This is a genomic window from Enterobacter sp. KB-221C9 (genome assembly GCF_041320715.1).
Taxonomy (GTDB): domain Bacteria; phylum Pseudomonadota; class Gammaproteobacteria; order Enterobacterales; family Enterobacteriaceae; genus Enterobacter; species Enterobacter asburiae_D.
This window is the reverse complement of record NZ_JBGIWG010000005.1, coordinates 228,335-242,438: the sequence shown is the minus strand read 5'-3', so window position 1 is coordinate 242,438 and position 14,104 is coordinate 228,335. Positions and strand designations below refer to the sequence as shown.

The window sequence follows — 14,104 nt, the reverse complement described above, 5'->3', positions numbered from 1 at the left end:
CGCAAACCCCGTCATTAATAATGTCATCGCCTTTCTTGCCGGGTGGCGCTGCGCTTACCCGGCCTACATTACAGACCATCCATAAGCGACTCATATGACAGCCTTCATTTCCGCCAGGGCATACTGAAACGTATCCCGATGGTGTGGAAATGGATGCAGCATGTTAGCAGCTCAGGTCACTGATAATACGTATAAAGGCTGGCAGGCATCGCTTGCCCTGCAGTTTTGTCACACCCCTGAGAAAACCCTCCTGCACTCCGCCCACCACGTCGGGCCGCTCACCGTTCAGCGTCCGTTTTATCCCGAAGGGGAAACCTGCCACCTTTACCTGCTGCACCCGCCCGGCGGGATTGTGGGCGGCGACACGCTGGACATTTCCGTTCGGCTGGACGCCAAAAGCCATGTGCTTATCACCATGCCCGGTGCCAGCAAGTTCTATCGCAGCAGCGGCCCGCAGGCCCGTCTGAGCCAGCATTTTTATCTCGAGGAAGATTCCACCCTGGAGTGGCTGCCGCAGGACACCATTATTTTTCCCGGCGCGAATGCCGCGCTGCGCTCCGTCTTCCACCTGAAGGCCTCCAGCACGCTGCTGGCGTGGGAGCTGTACTGTATGGGTCGCCCGGTGATCGGAGAGACCTTCAGCCACGGCATGCTGGAGAGTCGCCTTGAAATCTGGGTTGAAGACGAACCGCGCCTGATTGAGCGCCAGCATCTTAGCGAGGGCAATCTCACGCCCGTTGCCGGGCATCCGTGGCTCGGCGCGCTGCTGTTCTACCCTGCCCGGGATGAACATCTCGACGCGGTGCGCGAACGGCTCGCACCGCTGGAAAATTATGCGGGTGCAACGCTCACCGATGACCTGCTGTCGGTGCGTTTACTCTCCCACGACAACCTGATTTGCCAGCGGGTGATGCGCGATATCTGGCAGTCGCTTCGCCCGCTTCTCACCACCAAACCCGCCTGTTCGCCGCGTATCTGGCAGACATAAGAGAAACGTTATGGAACTGACCCCCAGAGAAAAAGACAAGCTGTTGCTGTTCACCGCCGCGCTGGTTGCCGAACGCCGCCTTGCGCGCGGGGTAAAGCTCAACTACCCGGAATCGGTCGCGCTGATCAGCGCCTTCATTATGGAAGGCGCGCGCGATGGCGAAACCGTCGCCTCGCTGATGGAGGCGGGCCGACACGTTCTGAGGCGCGACCAGGTAATGGAGGGCGTCCCGGAGATGATCCCGGATATTCAGGTCGAAGCCACCTTCCCGGACGGTTCCAAGCTCGTCACCGTCCATAACCCGATCGTCTAAGGAGCGCGTGATGATCCCAGGCGAATACCGGATCCGGTCCGGAAACATTGCCCTCAACGTCGGGCGTGAAACCCAACGCGTGGTTGTCGAAAACCACGGTGACAGGCCGATCCAGGTCGGATCGCACTACCACTTTTACGAGGTCAACCCGGCTCTGAAGTTCGATCGGGAAGCCACCAGAGGCTACCGGCTGAACATCCCGGCAGGTACCGCCGTGCGCTTCGAGCCCGGCCAGAAGCGGGAAGTGACGCTGGTTCAGGTTACAGGCGCGCAGCGCATTTTCGGCTTTCGCTGCGAGGTGATGGGTGAGGTGAAACATGGCTGAGATTTCACGCCGGGCGTATGCCGATATGTTCGGCCCCACCACCGGGGATAAGGTGCGGCTGGCCGACAGCGAGCTGTGGATCGAAGTGGAAGACGATTTCACGGTCTACGGCGAAGAGGTCAAGTTCGGCGGCGGGAAGGTGATCCGCGACGGCATGGGCCAGGGGCAGATGACCGCTGACGGCTGCGTGGATCTGGTTCTCACCAACGCGCTGATCGTCGATCACTGGGGGATCGTAAAAGCCGATATCGGCGTGAAGAACGGGCGGATCTTCGCCGTCGGCAAAGCCGGAAACCCGGACATTCAGCCCGGCGTGACGATCCCGATTGGCGCGGCAACGGAAGTGATTGCCGCCGAGGGGAAGATCGTCACCGCTGGCGGGATCGACACCCACATCCACTGGATCTGCCCGCAGCAGGCGGAAGAGGCGCTGGTCTCCGGCGTCACCACCATGATCGGCGGCGGCACCGGACCGGCGGCGGGCACCAACGCCACCACCTGCACGCCGGGGCCGTGGTATATCGCCCGCATGCTGCAGGCTGCCGATACGCTGCCGGTGAATATCGGCCTGCTCGGCAAAGGTAACGGCTCCAACCCGGATGCCCTGCGCGAGCAGATCGCCGCGGGCGCCATCGGGCTGAAGATCCACGAAGACTGGGGCGCAACGCCTGCGGCGATCAACTGCTCGCTGGAAGTCGCTGACGAGATGGATATTCAGGTGGCGCTGCACAGCGACACGCTGAACGAGTCCGGTTTTGTCGAAGACACGCTGGCGGCTATCGCCGGGCGCACCATCCACACCTTCCACACCGAAGGCGCGGGCGGCGGCCACGCGCCGGATATCATCACCGCCTGCGCGCACCCGAATATTCTGCCCTCTTCCACCAACCCGACCTTGCCCTACACGGTGAACACCATCGACGAGCATCTCGACATGCTGATGGTTTGCCATCACCTCGATCCGGATATCGCCGAGGACGTGGCGTTTGCCGAATCCCGCATTCGTCGTGAAACCATCGCCGCGGAAGACGTGCTGCACGACATCGGCGCGTTCTCGCTCACCTCCTCAGATTCGCAGGCCATGGGCCGGGTCGGGGAAGTGATTATCCGCACCTGGCAGGTGGCGCACCGCATGAAGGTCCAGCGCGGCGCGCTGCCGGAAGAGACCGGCGAGAACGATAACTTCCGCGTGAAGCGCTATGTCGCCAAATACACCATTAACCCGGCGCTCACCCACGGCATCGCCCACGAGGTCGGTTCGATTGAGGCGGGCAAGCTGGCGGATCTCGTGGTCTGGTCCCCGGCGTTCTTCGGCGTCAAACCCGCCACCATCGTCAAGGGCGGGATGATCGCCTGTGCGCCAATGGGTGATATCAACGCCTCGATCCCTACGCCGCAGCCGGTGCATTACCGCCCGATGTTTGGATCGCTGGGCGCCGCGCGCCACGCCACCCGACTGACGTTTATCTCGCAGGCCGCCAGTGCGAACGGCATCCCGCAGCAGCTCAACCTGCAAAGCGCCACCGCGGTGGTGAAAGGCTGCCGGACGGTGAAAAAGGCGGACATGATCCACAACGGTCTGCAGCCGAATATCACCGTCGATTCGCAAACCTACGAGGTGCGCGTCGACGGTGAACTGATAACCAGCGAACCGGCTGACGTTCTGCCGATGGCGCAACGCTATTTCCTGTTTTGAGGAGTGATGATGATCTATTTAACCCAACGCCTGGACCATGCCCACCCCGTCACCGCCAGCGTCACGCTGCCGATTGACGTGCGGGTGAAAAGCCGCGCCCGCGTATCGCTGAACGACGGCCGCGAAGCCGGGCTGATGTTGCCGCGCGGCCTGCTGCTGCGCGGGGGCGACCTGCTGACTACCGACGACGGCAGCGAGGTGATCGAGGTGATCGCCGCCCCGGAGTCGGTTTCCGTGGTGCGCTGCGCCGATCCGTTCCTGCTCGCCCGCGCCTGCTACCACCTGGGCAACCGCCACGTGCCGCTGCAGATCATGCCCGGCGAGCTTCGCTATCACCACGACCACGTTCTCGACGACATGCTGCGCCAGTTCGGGCTGGAGGTGGCCTACGCCAGCCTGCCGTTTGAACCGGAAGCGGGCGCTTACGCCAGCGATGCCCACAGCCACAGCCATTCTCACGCTCATTCACATTAAGGATTCATCATGCGCAAGTATTTACCGCTGTTACTGCTGGCCTTTTCCGTTCCTGCGCTCGCGCATCCCGGCCACGGCGCCGACAGCTTTCAGGCCGGTTTTCTCCACCCGCTAACCGGGCTCGATCACTTGCTGATGCTCACCGGTGCGGGCGTACTCTCGGCGCTGAGCGGTCGCAAACTCCTGCTGCCGTTTGCCACCCTCGGGATGATGCTTGTCGGCGCCATTGCGGGCAGCCTGCTCGGCGGCTTCAGCGGCATGGAGATGCTGATTATCGCCTCGCTGGCGGTATCCGGCGTGATGATGTTTAAAACTGAGAACCGTCTGCTGCTGGCGGTGCCTGCCCTGGCGATGTTCCACGGCTGGGCGCACGGCGTGGAGATGTCCGGCCACAGCTTCTGGCTCTTCACCAGCGGCTTTATGCTGGCCAGCGCCACGGTGCTGTGCGCCAGCTTTGCCGCAGGGCTGCTGCTGCGCCGTCACGATGGCCTGCGTAAACTCTTCGGCGGCGGGCTGATTGTCTCCGCCCTGCTGGCGCTGATGAGCTGATGGAGCACGCCCGCCAGAGGCTGCGCCTGATGCAGCTCTCCAGCAGCAGCCTGCCGGTCGGGTCGTTTACCTGGTCGCAGGGGCTGGAGTGGGCCGTTGAGGCGGGCTGGGTCACGGACGCCGAGGCCTTTAAACGCTGGCAAATCCAGCAGATGGAGCAGAGCTTTTTCTGCGTCGATCTGCCGCTGTTTATCCGTCTTTATCAGGCCTGTAAGCAACGCGATCTTACAAAAGCAAAACGCTGGACGGCATACCTTCTCGCCTGCCGGGAAACGCGCGAGCTGCGCGAAGAGGAGCGCAACCGCGGGGCGGCCTTTACGCGGCTGATTAAGAGCTGGGAAGCTGACTGTCCGCCGGAATGGCTGCCATTGTTTATGCAGAGCCAGCTCTGCGGCATGGCCTGGCTCGGCGTGCGCTGGGGCATTAGCGTGCGCGAGCTGGCGCTGAGCCTCGGCTACAGCTGGATAGAGAGCGCGGTGATGGCGGGCGTCAAGCTGGTACCGTTTGGGCAACAGGCTGCGCAGCAGCTGATTATCGACCTAAGCGACCACTACGCCGCTGGTTTTGAACAGGCATTTTTACGTCGCGACGACGCGCTGGGGGCAGCAACGCCGCTGTCCGCCATCGCCTCCGCGCGCCACGAAACCCAATATTCACGACTATTTCGTTCCTGAGGAGTCAACATGGCTGATTACAAACATCCCCTGCGCGTAGGCGTGGGCGGCCCGGTAGGGTCGGGTAAAACCGCGCTGCTGGAAGCGCTCTGCAAGGCGATGCGCGACACGTACCATCTTGCGGTGGTGACCAACGATATCTATACCAAAGAGGATCAGCGTATTCTGACCGAGGCGGGCGCGCTGGCGCCGGAGCGCATCGTGGGCGTGGAGACGGGCGGCTGCCCGCATACTGCCATTCGGGAAGATGCCTCAATGAACCTGGCGGCAGTGGAAGCGTTAAGCGAGAAGTTCGGCAATCTGGATCTGATCTTCGTTGAAAGCGGCGGGGACAACCTGAGCGCGACGTTCAGCCCGGAGCTGGCGGATCTGACCATCTACGTCATCGACGTGGCCGAAGGGGAAAAAATTCCGCGCAAGGGCGGGCCGGGGATCACCAAATCCGATTTTCTGGTGATCAACAAAACCGACCTCGCGCCGTACGTCGGTGCGTCGCTGGAGGTGATGGAGCGCGACACCAACCGCATGCGCGGCGATCGTCCGTGGACGTTTACCAACCTGAAGGCGGGTGACGGCTTAGCGACGATTATTGCGTTTCTGGAAGAGAAAGGGATGCTGCGGATCTGAAAAAAGGCCTGGCATAACGCCAGGCCGTGATTGTTATTTGCAGCTGTTATTGGAAGACCCTTTTTCGCGCCATGCGCCCCACTCGCCGCCGGTTCCCGGCGTTTCTTGCCCCGGGTTGACATACCACTGGTTGAGCCAAACTTTACCGTTGTAATACGCTTTGGTGCATCGGGTTGGATAGGCAATTTTGGCGTTATAGGCCGGTGCCGCAGGATTTACCGGTGTGTCATCTTTTGCCGGGGTGTCATCCTTAGCCGGTACCGCCGGTTTACTGACGGTGATGGTCATGCTGTCCGTCGCGGTTCGCCCATCCGCGCCGGTCGTCGTCAGTGTAAAGGTCGCTTCACCCTCGCTGTTGGCAGGAATGACGGCATAGGCATGCGCGCTGTCCACGCTCTTCACCAGCGTGCCGTTCAGTGTCGCCTCCAGCGAGAAGGTTTCTGCCCCTTTCGTCACACGCCAGTTATACGATTTGGCATTCAGGCTCTTACTGCCGTCCAGCACGTAGGTGATCACCCCCGTGGTCGGAGAAACCAGAGCGTAATCTGCGCCTGCCACAGCCGTTGGAGCCGGCGCGACAGGCGTGCTACCGTCTTTGAGCGCCATAATACGGGCCACCGCACGCTCCATATCAGGTTGAGTACCCACTTTTGCCGAATCCCCGTTGGCCAGTGGCGTTCCGGTCTCCGCCAGAATCTGACGCATTTGCCGCGGTGTCACGGTAATACCGTTGGCTTTGGCGATGCCTGACAGGCTGGCTACCACACCCGCAATAATCGGGTTCGAGGAAGAAGTTCCGGCAAACGTCGCGGTATAAGAATCGTTAACGCCGCCATTTTTATAGAGATCGCCATAACCTGTGCTCACTACGTCCCAGCAGCCCCATGCAGAGCTGGTGACACGCGAACCATAGGTGCTGAACGACGCTTTTTTACCGTCTTTTGCACAAAACGCACCCGCCAGGATAGCCCCGGAGTCCCGCACGTTCACGTCAAACTCCCCCTGGAAGCCTGGGCTATCCAGGTTGACGTTCCCGTTACCTGCCGCCTCAACAACGTGAACGCCTTTATCCGTCAGCGCTTTAATCACATCGTAATAGGCGGGCTCGGACTCCATTGCCACCCAGCAATCCTTCTGACAACCCGCTGGATAACCGCCCGCTACGTGTACCCCAATCTGCACCACATCGCCAGCTTTTAGCAACGGAATTAAATTATAGAGGTTATTATGCGCTGAGGCCGCGTACCCCAGTCGGCTTTTCCAGCTTATCCCTCGAATACCGGTGCCAATATCTTTCGCTGCCATAATCCCGACGGAAGCGGTGTCATGATCTTGCTTTTCAACATACGTTGTCTTTCCAGAGCTGAGGCTCATTGGCGGTAAGTTGAGGTGGTAGGTATTCCAGGGATAAATCTCCGTTGAAATAATCGTCACTCCTTCACCCGCACTGCCTGCATAGTGATCAACGCTTTCGCGGTTTACGCCCCCCATATAATAACCGGCGCGCTTAACATCAGGTGCTTTGAGATAATCTTGCTTATTGCGAAAATCCGGAACGGCAGCAGACGTTAAATTATTATTTACCGAAGATTTAACCTGCGGCGTAAGGGCGTTTTCATCCAGCGACACCGGTTCGGCCTCCGGATAAACAAACTCTACGTTCTGATTCTGCTCCAGCTCAGTAATAATATGGTTAATGTAGGTTTTATCCTGACGTTTATCTTGCGGTAACGCGATACGCAGATAACGGTCAAAGCCATAGCGTTTATTGAGTTCCGTTAACTCGGATGACTGATTTGAACTCCGCAAATTAGTCGGCCGAAACATATTTGTGGTGATAAGGGAAGGATCATTCAGGGTAATTTTATTGTTTGTCGCTTTTAGCAAACCTGTAGTGGGTTTTAGCTTGAGTACAATTGCTGTGTAGGTCGCATTGTCATGTGCAAACTCATTTTGCACATGATTTTCTGCCGTAGCGGAAAATGAAATTGCTGCACAAATAAAAAGGGACAAGGTACTTTTTTTCATGGTAATCACGGTTCCTTTGTGAATCGACATTTCTCCTTTTTCAGTATCTGTGATACATGCACCGTGATGAATAAGAACTTCCTAATCTGGGGGAACAATCTTTCTATAATTGAATAAGAAAAATCTATATCTCGTTTCTTTATATTTCGCAACGCGAGGATACACCTGGATACAAAAACCGCAAAGATTAAGCATAATGAAATAATCAATATCCGTCGCCGCTAAAAATACTCTCATTGTTACTGCTATTTTACCGCAGCCTGGATTTTAATAACGATATATCTTGCGAGGGATTCCAACCCCGCCATTATCATGTAAGGGTTAATACGACGCATCATTATGGACATTAAAATCGTTATCGCTGAAGAATCCTCGTTGATTCGCCGCGGCTTATCCTCAATGATGCAACCGCTCTCGTTACCCGCCTCAGGCATGAATCAGAGATGTGTTTTGACCGGTGAAGCAGCCTCTTCCGCAGAACTTCTGTCGCTTCTTGGCCAGCATAACCCCGATATCGTTATCCTCAGCTATTCACTGACAACCAGCTTTAATCGCTCTCCTCTCACGGGTATGGACGGTCTGAAGCTGTTGAAATGGCTCCATCAGACTTATCCTACGCTCAGCATTATCCTGCTCTCGCCCTATGCAAACGCCATGTTTATTCGTCAGGCGCTAAAGGAAGGCGTCAGATCGTATTTGTCGCGGGATATCAACGAGCAAACCTTAAGCCAGGCGATTGCTACAGTTCTTAAAGGTGAGATCTATATCGAAAGCCAGCTGGTAAATATGCTTTTTCGTCATGAGATGACAGATATTGAAAAACTCTCGCCGCGGGAAATCGATGTGCTGCGTCTGATATGTAACGGATTAAATTTGAAGGAGATTGCACAATATATGCACCTGAGCATCAAAACAGTCAGTGCACATAAGATCCGGGCGATGGAAAAACTGGATGTGCAAAACGACTACCAGCTTTACTCTCTGATCATCAAGAACCAGATGTTCGACATCAGGATATAAAACTCCCCCGCCGCGACGACGGGAGAGCCGTTCACGCCTCAGGCAGTTCCGCCAGCGGCCAGCGCGGACGCACGGACACGCTCAGGTCGGACGTTGCGCCCGCATTCAGGCGCACCATACCCGCATAAGCGATCATCGCGCCGTTATCGGTACAGAATTCCGGGCGGGCATAAAACACTTCCCCGCGACGCTTTTGCATCATCTCGGCGAGCTTCGCACGCAGCGTGCGGTTAGCGCTGACGCCGCCCGCCATCACCAGACGCTTAAAGCCGGTCTGATCCAGCGCGCGCTTGCACTTGATCATCAGCGTATCGACTACCGCGTCTTCGAATGCACGGGCGATATCGGCACGGGTCTGCTCGCTGTCATCGTTATTACGGATCGTGTTCGCCGCGAAGGTTTTCAGCCCGGAGAAGCTGAAGTCCAGCCCCGGACGGTCGGTCATCGGACGCGGGAAGACAAAGCGCCCTTCCGTTCCCTGCGACGCCATTTTGGAGAGCATCGGGCCACCCGGGTAATCCAGCCCCAGCAGCTTGGCGGTTTTATCGAACGCTTCACCGGCGGCATCGTCGATCGACTCGCCCAGCAGCTCGTACTTGCCAATGCCCGTTACGCTAATCAGCTGCGTATGGCCGCCGGAGACCAGCAGCGCAACAAACGGGAATTCAGGCGGATTCTCTTCCAGCATCGGCGCCAGAAGGTGCCCTTCCATATGGTGAACCGGGATTGCCGGCACATCCCACGCAAACGCCAGTGAACGGCCAACCGTCGCGCCAACCAGCAGCGCGCCAACCAGGCCCGGGCCAGCGGTATACGCCACTGCATCAATCTCTTTTGCCGTTAATCCCGCTTCTTTCAGCGCCGCCTGAATCAGGGGAACCGTTTTACGCACGTGGTCACGAGAGGCCAGTTCAGGTACGACGCCGCCGTAGTCAGCGTGCAATTTCACCTGACTATACAGCTGGTTGGCCAGAAGCCCTTTTTCGTCGTCGTAAATGGCGATGCCGGTTTCATCGCAGGATGTTTCAATACCCAGTACACGCATGACTTGTTTTACCTCGTTTCAATACCGCGCAGTGTAGAGCCTGGGCGGGTTGATGTAAAACTTTGTTCGCCCCAGGAAGAAGGCTCGTGTATACTCCTCACCCTTATTAAAGTCCCTTTCAAAATCGCATCGGTGCTTTACAAAGCAGCAGCATTTGCAGTAAAATTCCGCACCATTTTGAAATAAGCTGGCGTTGATGCCAGCGGCAAACCGAATTTATTAAAGGTGAGAGTTACATGCCGGTAATTAAAGTACGTGAAAACGAGCCGTTCGACGTAGCACTGCGTCGCTTCAAACGTTCATGCGAGAAAGCAGGTGTTCTGGCTGAAGTTCGTCGTCGTGAGTTTTATGAAAAACCAACGACCGAACGTAAGCGCGCTAAAGCTTCCGCTGTGAAACGTCACGCGAAGAAACTGGCTCGCGAAAACGCACGCCGTACTCGTCTGTACTAATTGTTTGAGGGCCTCAGCCCTCAATTGACAGACAGAGTAATAGTCGTAAGGCCGTGCTTCCGGAAGGAATGCGCGGCTTGTTTTCGTTTATAAGTCGCTTAAAATTTTGGGGCATATGGCCGGAAGAATCCCACGCGTTTTCATCAATGACCTGCTTGCCAGAACCGACATCGTCGATCTCATCGACGCGCGGGTAAAGCTAAAAAAGCAGGGCAAGAACTACCATGCGTGCTGTCCGTTCCATAACGAAAAAACCCCCTCCTTCACCGTAAACGGTGAAAAGCAGTTCTACCATTGCTTCGGCTGTGGCGCACACGGTAATGCCGTCGATTTTTTGATGAACTACGACAAGCTCGAGTTCGTTGAAACCGTCGAAGAGCTGGCGGCGATGCATAACCTTGAAGTGCCGTATGAAGCAGGCAGTGGGCCAAGTCAGATCGAGCGCCATCAACGGCAAACGCTGTATCAACTGATGGATGGCCTGAATTCGTTTTACCAACAGTCTCTTAAGCACTCTGCGGCTGAGCCTGCGCGTCAGTATCTGAACAAGCGCGGACTGAGCGACGATGTCATTGCGCGTTTCGCTATTGGTTACGCCCCGCCCGGCTGGGACAACGTGTTAAAGCGTTTTGGCGGCAATAGCGAAGATCGTAAGTCTCTCATCGATGCAGGCATGCTGGTCACCAACGACCAGGGACGAAGCTACGACCGCTTCCGCGAACGGGTCATGTTCCCGATCCGCGACAAGCGTGGCCGGGTAATTGGTTTTGGTGGTCGCGTGCTGGGTGATGCCCTGCCGAAGTACCTCAACTCCCCGGAAACCGATATTTTCCATAAGGGCCGCCAGCTGTACGGTCTTTATGAGGCGCAGCAGAATAATGCGGAACCTCCGCGTCTTCTGGTCGTCGAAGGCTATATGGACGTCGTGGCACTGGCGCAGTACGACATCAACTACGCGGTTGCGTCGTTAGGTACGTCCACCACCGCCGATCATATTCAACTGCTGTTTAGGGTGACCAACAACGTCATCTGCTGTTATGACGGTGACCGCGCAGGACGCGACGCCGCCTGGCGTGCGCTGGAAACCGCGCTCCCCTACATGACCGACGGGCGTCAGCTACGCTTTATGTTTCTGCCCGACGGTGAAGACCCGGATACGCTGGTGCGTAAAGAGGGCAAAGCGGCGTTTGAAGCGCGGATGGAGCAGGCTCAGCCGCTCTCCACGTTTTTGTTTAACAGCCTGATGCCGCAGGTCGATTTGAGTACCCCTGACGGGCGCGCGCAGCTCAGTACGCTGGCGCTGCCGTTAATCAGCCAGGTGCCCGGCGAAACGCTGCGCATCTATCTGCGTCAGGAGCTAGGCAACAAGCTCGGCATTCTGGATGACAGCCAGCTTGAACGTTTAATGCCTAAACTGGCTGAAAACGGCGCGGTTCGCCCCGCGCCTCAGCTAAAACGCACAACCATGCGTATACTGATAGGGTTGCTGGTACAAAATCCCGAGCTTGCACCGCAGGTGCCGTCGCTGGCGGGTTTGAACCACGAAAAATTGCCCGGCCTTGGCTTATTTTCAGAACTGGTCAACACGTGTTTGTCTCAGCCAGGTCTGACCACCGGACAACTTTTAGAGCACTATCGCGGCACAAAAGAGGCCGCTACCCTTGAAAAATTGTCGATGTGGGACGATATAGCAGATAAGGATATTGCAGAAAAAACGTTCACCGACTCACTCAACCATATGTTTGATTCGATGCTTGAGCTGCGCCAGGAAGAGTTGATTGCTCGCGAGCGCACACACGGTTTAAGCAGCGAAGAACGCCGGGAGCTCTGGATGATTAACCAGGAACTGGCGAAGAAATAAAAAATTTAACGGCTTAAGTGCCGAATATCGATCGGGAAGCCCCCGGCAGCCGCACTGAGAGGCAGCGGCAAAAATATAAGTACGCCCTCGCTTTAAAGGTTGGCAGCCCCATCGCCGACACCAATCAAACGAATTAAGTGTGGATACCGTCTTATGGAGCAAAACCCGCAGTCACAGCTGAAACTTCTTGTCCAACGTGGTAAGGAGCAAGGCTATCTGACCTATGCCGAGGTCAATGACCATCTGCCGGAAGATATCGTCGATTCAGATCAAATCGAAGATATCATCCAAATGATCAATGACATGGGCATTCAGGTGATGGAAGAAGCACCGGATGCCGATGATCTGTTGCTGGCTGAAACCTCCAACAACACTGACGAAGATGCGGAAGAAGCTGCTGCACAGGTACTGTCCAGCGTGGAATCTGAAATCGGGCGTACCACTGACCCGGTCCGCATGTACATGCGCGAAATGGGTACCGTTGAACTGTTGACCCGCGAAGGCGAAATTGACATCGCAAAACGCATCGAAGACGGGATCAACCAGGTTCAGTGCTCTGTTGCCGAGTACCCGGAAGCGATCACCTATCTGCTGGAGCAGTACGATCGCGTTGAAGCGGAAGAAGCGCGCCTGTCTGACCTGATCACCGGTTTTGTCGACCCGAACGCTGAAGAAGATATGGCGCCTACCGCCACTCACGTCGGTTCTGAACTGTCTCAGGAAGAGATGGATGATGACGAAGACGAAGATGAGGAAGAGAGCGACGACGACACCGCGGACGATGACAACAGCATCGACCCGGAGCTGGCGCGTGAGAAGTTTGCCGAGCTGCGTACCCAGTACGAAGTGACGCGTGACACCATCAAAGCGAAAGGCCGCAGCCATGCCGCCGCTCAGGAAGAGATCCTGAAGCTGTCTGAAGTATTCAAACAGTTCCGCCTGGTGCCAAAACAGTTCGACTACCTGGTAAACAGCATGCGCGTGATGATGGATCGCGTACGCACCCAGGAACGCATCATCATGAAGCTGTGCGTTGAGCAGTGCAAAATGCCGAAGAAGAACTTCATCACCCTCTTCACCGGCAACGAAACCAGCGAAACCTGGTTCAACGCGGCTATCGCGATGAACAAGCCGTGGTCTGAAAAACTGCACGACGTGAAGGACGATGTCTATCGTGGTCTGCAGAAGCTGCAGCAGATCGAAGAAGAGACCGGGCTGACCATCGAGCAGGTTAAAGACATCAACCGTCGTATGTCCATCGGTGAAGCGAAAGCCCGCCGTGCGAAGAAAGAGATGGTTGAAGCGAACTTGCGTCTGGTTATCTCTATCGCCAAGAAATACACCAACCGTGGTCTGCAGTTCCTGGATCTGATTCAGGAAGGCAACATCGGTCTGATGAAAGCGGTAGATAAGTTTGAATACCGTCGTGGTTACAAGTTCTCCACCTACGCAACCTGGTGGATCCGTCAGGCTATCACCCGCTCTATCGCGGATCAGGCGCGCACCATCCGTATTCCGGTGCATATGATTGAGACCATCAACAAGCTCAACCGTATTTCCCGCCAGATGCTGCAGGAGATGGGCCGCGAGCCGACGCCGGAAGAGCTGGCCGAGCGCATGCTGATGCCGGAAGACAAGATCCGTAAAGTGCTGAAGATCGCCAAAGAGCCAATCTCCATGGAAACACCAATCGGTGATGATGAAGATTCGCATCTGGGTGATTTCATCGAGGATACCACCCTCGAGCTGCCGCTGGACTCTGCGACCACCGAGAGCCTGCGTGCTGCGACGCACGACGTTCTGGCTGGCCTGACCGCCCGTGAAGCGAAAGTCCTGCGTATGCGTTTCGGTATTGATATGAACACCGACCACACGCTGGAAGAAGTGGGTAAACAGTTCGACGTTACCCGCGAACGTATCCGTCAGATCGAAGCGAAGGCGTTGCGTAAGCTGCGTCATCCAAGCCGCTCTGAAGTGCTGCGTAGCTTCCTGGACGACTAATCCAGGTAAACAGCAAAAAGCTCCCAATCGGGAGCTTTTTTTTTGTTTATT

14 protein-coding genes are annotated in these 14,104 nt (G+C 56.6%); 12 read left to right on the top strand and 2 right to left on the bottom strand.

Annotation, left to right across the window (positions count from 1 at the left end; all coding sequences use genetic code 11):
* The first annotated feature begins 160 nt into the window (after window positions 1–160).
* Genes AB8846_RS09475 through ureG form a run of 8 tightly spaced genes read left to right on the top strand, consistent with a single transcriptional unit; the run spans window position 161 to window position 5,646 of the window.
* Entirely contained in the window at window positions 161–988 is an 828-nt protein-coding gene (locus AB8846_RS09475; RefSeq protein WP_370732581.1) for an urease accessory protein UreD, read from the top strand.
* Window positions 989–998: 10 nt separating this feature from the next.
* A complete protein-coding gene (locus AB8846_RS09470) occupies window positions 999–1,301 on the top strand; it encodes an urease subunit gamma (protein ID WP_006811999.1) in 303 nt (100 codons plus the stop codon).
* Between the two features lie 10 nt (window positions 1,302–1,311).
* Window positions 1,312–1,626 (top strand): urease subunit beta, encoded by a 315-nt coding sequence (locus AB8846_RS09465; RefSeq protein WP_370732580.1) that lies wholly within the window; start codon window positions 1,312–1,314, stop codon window positions 1,624–1,626.
* Window positions 1,619–3,322 (top strand): urease subunit alpha, encoded by a 1,704-nt coding sequence (ureC, locus tag AB8846_RS09460; protein WP_370732579.1) that lies wholly within the window; start codon window positions 1,619–1,621, stop codon window positions 3,320–3,322. Before AB8846_RS09465 ends, ureC begins: the two co-directional genes overlap by 8 nt.
* Before the next feature lie 9 nt (window positions 3,323–3,331).
* Window positions 3,332–3,796 (top strand): urease accessory protein UreE, encoded by a 465-nt coding sequence (ureE, locus tag AB8846_RS09455; RefSeq protein WP_063144821.1) that lies wholly within the window; start codon window positions 3,332–3,334, stop codon window positions 3,794–3,796.
* Between the two features lie 9 nt (window positions 3,797–3,805).
* Complete coding sequence (locus tag AB8846_RS09450) at window positions 3,806–4,345, top strand: HupE/UreJ family protein (protein WP_370732578.1); 540 nt, start codon at window positions 3,806–3,808, stop codon at window positions 4,343–4,345.
* The gene (locus AB8846_RS09445; RefSeq protein ID WP_370732577.1) at window positions 4,345–5,019 is read left to right on the top strand and encodes an urease accessory protein UreF; all 675 of its coding nucleotides are present in this window, start codon (window positions 4,345–4,347) and stop codon (window positions 5,017–5,019) included. Before AB8846_RS09450 ends, AB8846_RS09445 begins: the two co-directional genes overlap by 1 nt.
* Window positions 5,020–5,028: 9 nt before the next feature.
* Window positions 5,029–5,646, top strand: coding sequence for an urease accessory protein UreG (gene ureG / locus AB8846_RS09440; RefSeq protein ID WP_370732576.1), 618 nt, complete (start codon window positions 5,029–5,031; stop codon window positions 5,644–5,646).
* Between the two features lie 33 nt (window positions 5,647–5,679).
* On the opposite strand, the gene AB8846_RS09435 is transcribed toward ureG, so the two are convergent.
* Complete coding sequence (locus AB8846_RS09435; RefSeq protein WP_370732575.1) at window positions 5,680–7,455, bottom strand: serine protease; 1,776 nt, start codon at window positions 7,453–7,455, stop codon at window positions 5,680–5,682.
* A 558-nt stretch (window positions 7,456–8,013) separates the two neighbouring features.
* Between AB8846_RS09435 and AB8846_RS09430 the strand changes: the two genes are divergently transcribed.
* Window positions 8,014–8,694, top strand: a complete 681-nt coding sequence (locus tag AB8846_RS09430) for a LuxR C-terminal-related transcriptional regulator (protein WP_370732574.1) — start codon at window positions 8,014–8,016, stop codon at window positions 8,692–8,694.
* A gap of 31 nt (window positions 8,695–8,725) precedes the next feature.
* On the opposite strand, the gene tsaD is transcribed toward AB8846_RS09430, so the two are convergent.
* Window positions 8,726–9,739, bottom strand: a complete 1,014-nt coding sequence (gene tsaD, locus AB8846_RS09425) for a tRNA (adenosine(37)-N6)-threonylcarbamoyltransferase complex transferase subunit TsaD (protein ID WP_032650276.1) — start codon at window positions 9,737–9,739, stop codon at window positions 8,726–8,728.
* Between the two features lie 236 nt (window positions 9,740–9,975).
* On the opposite strand from tsaD, the gene rpsU reads away from it, so the two are divergent.
* The 3 genes from rpsU to rpoD all read left to right on the top strand — a co-directional run bounded on the left by rpsU (window position 9,976) and on the right by rpoD (window position 14,053).
* Window positions 9,976–10,191 carry a 30S ribosomal protein S21 gene (gene rpsU, locus AB8846_RS09420; protein ID WP_001144069.1) on the top strand — a complete coding sequence of 72 codons (216 nt, stop codon included), beginning with the start codon at window positions 9,976–9,978 and terminating at the stop codon, window positions 10,189–10,191.
* 115 nt (window positions 10,192–10,306) lie between these two features.
* Window positions 10,307–12,052 carry a DNA primase gene (gene dnaG, locus AB8846_RS09415; RefSeq protein WP_370732573.1) on the top strand — a complete coding sequence of 582 codons (1,746 nt, stop codon included), beginning with the start codon at window positions 10,307–10,309 and terminating at the stop codon, window positions 12,050–12,052.
* 153 nt (window positions 12,053–12,205) lie between these two features.
* On the top strand, window positions 12,206–14,053 hold the full coding sequence (gene rpoD / locus AB8846_RS09410) for an RNA polymerase sigma factor RpoD (RefSeq protein ID WP_023333459.1): 1,848 nt from the start codon (window positions 12,206–12,208) through the stop codon (window positions 14,051–14,053).
* Window positions 14,054–14,104: the final 51 nt, after the last annotated feature.

Coding starts and splice junctions, on each gene's coding strand:
- AB8846_RS09475 (WP_370732581.1), top strand. CDS start 161: ATGTTAGCAGCTCAGGTCACTGATAATACGTATAAAGGCTGGCAGGCA.
- AB8846_RS09470 (WP_006811999.1), top strand. CDS start 999: ATGGAACTGACCCCCAGAGAAAAAGACAAGCTGTTGCTGTTCACCGCC.
- AB8846_RS09465 (WP_370732580.1), top strand. CDS start 1,312: ATGATCCCAGGCGAATACCGGATCCGGTCCGGAAACATTGCCCTCAAC.
- ureC (WP_370732579.1), top strand. CDS start 1,619: ATGGCTGAGATTTCACGCCGGGCGTATGCCGATATGTTCGGCCCCACC.
- ureE (WP_063144821.1), top strand. CDS start 3,332: ATGATCTATTTAACCCAACGCCTGGACCATGCCCACCCCGTCACCGCC.
- AB8846_RS09450 (WP_370732578.1), top strand. CDS start 3,806: ATGCGCAAGTATTTACCGCTGTTACTGCTGGCCTTTTCCGTTCCTGCG.
- AB8846_RS09445 (WP_370732577.1), top strand. CDS start 4,345: ATGGAGCACGCCCGCCAGAGGCTGCGCCTGATGCAGCTCTCCAGCAGC.
- ureG (WP_370732576.1), top strand. CDS start 5,029: ATGGCTGATTACAAACATCCCCTGCGCGTAGGCGTGGGCGGCCCGGTA.
- AB8846_RS09430 (WP_370732574.1), top strand. CDS start 8,014: ATGGACATTAAAATCGTTATCGCTGAAGAATCCTCGTTGATTCGCCGC.
- tsaD (WP_032650276.1), bottom strand. CDS start 9,739: ATGCGTGTACTGGGTATTGAAACATCCTGCGATGAAACCGGCATCGCC.
- rpsU (WP_001144069.1), top strand. CDS start 9,976: ATGCCGGTAATTAAAGTACGTGAAAACGAGCCGTTCGACGTAGCACTG.
- dnaG (WP_370732573.1), top strand. CDS start 10,307: ATGGCCGGAAGAATCCCACGCGTTTTCATCAATGACCTGCTTGCCAGA.
- rpoD (WP_023333459.1), top strand. CDS start 12,206: ATGGAGCAAAACCCGCAGTCACAGCTGAAACTTCTTGTCCAACGTGGT.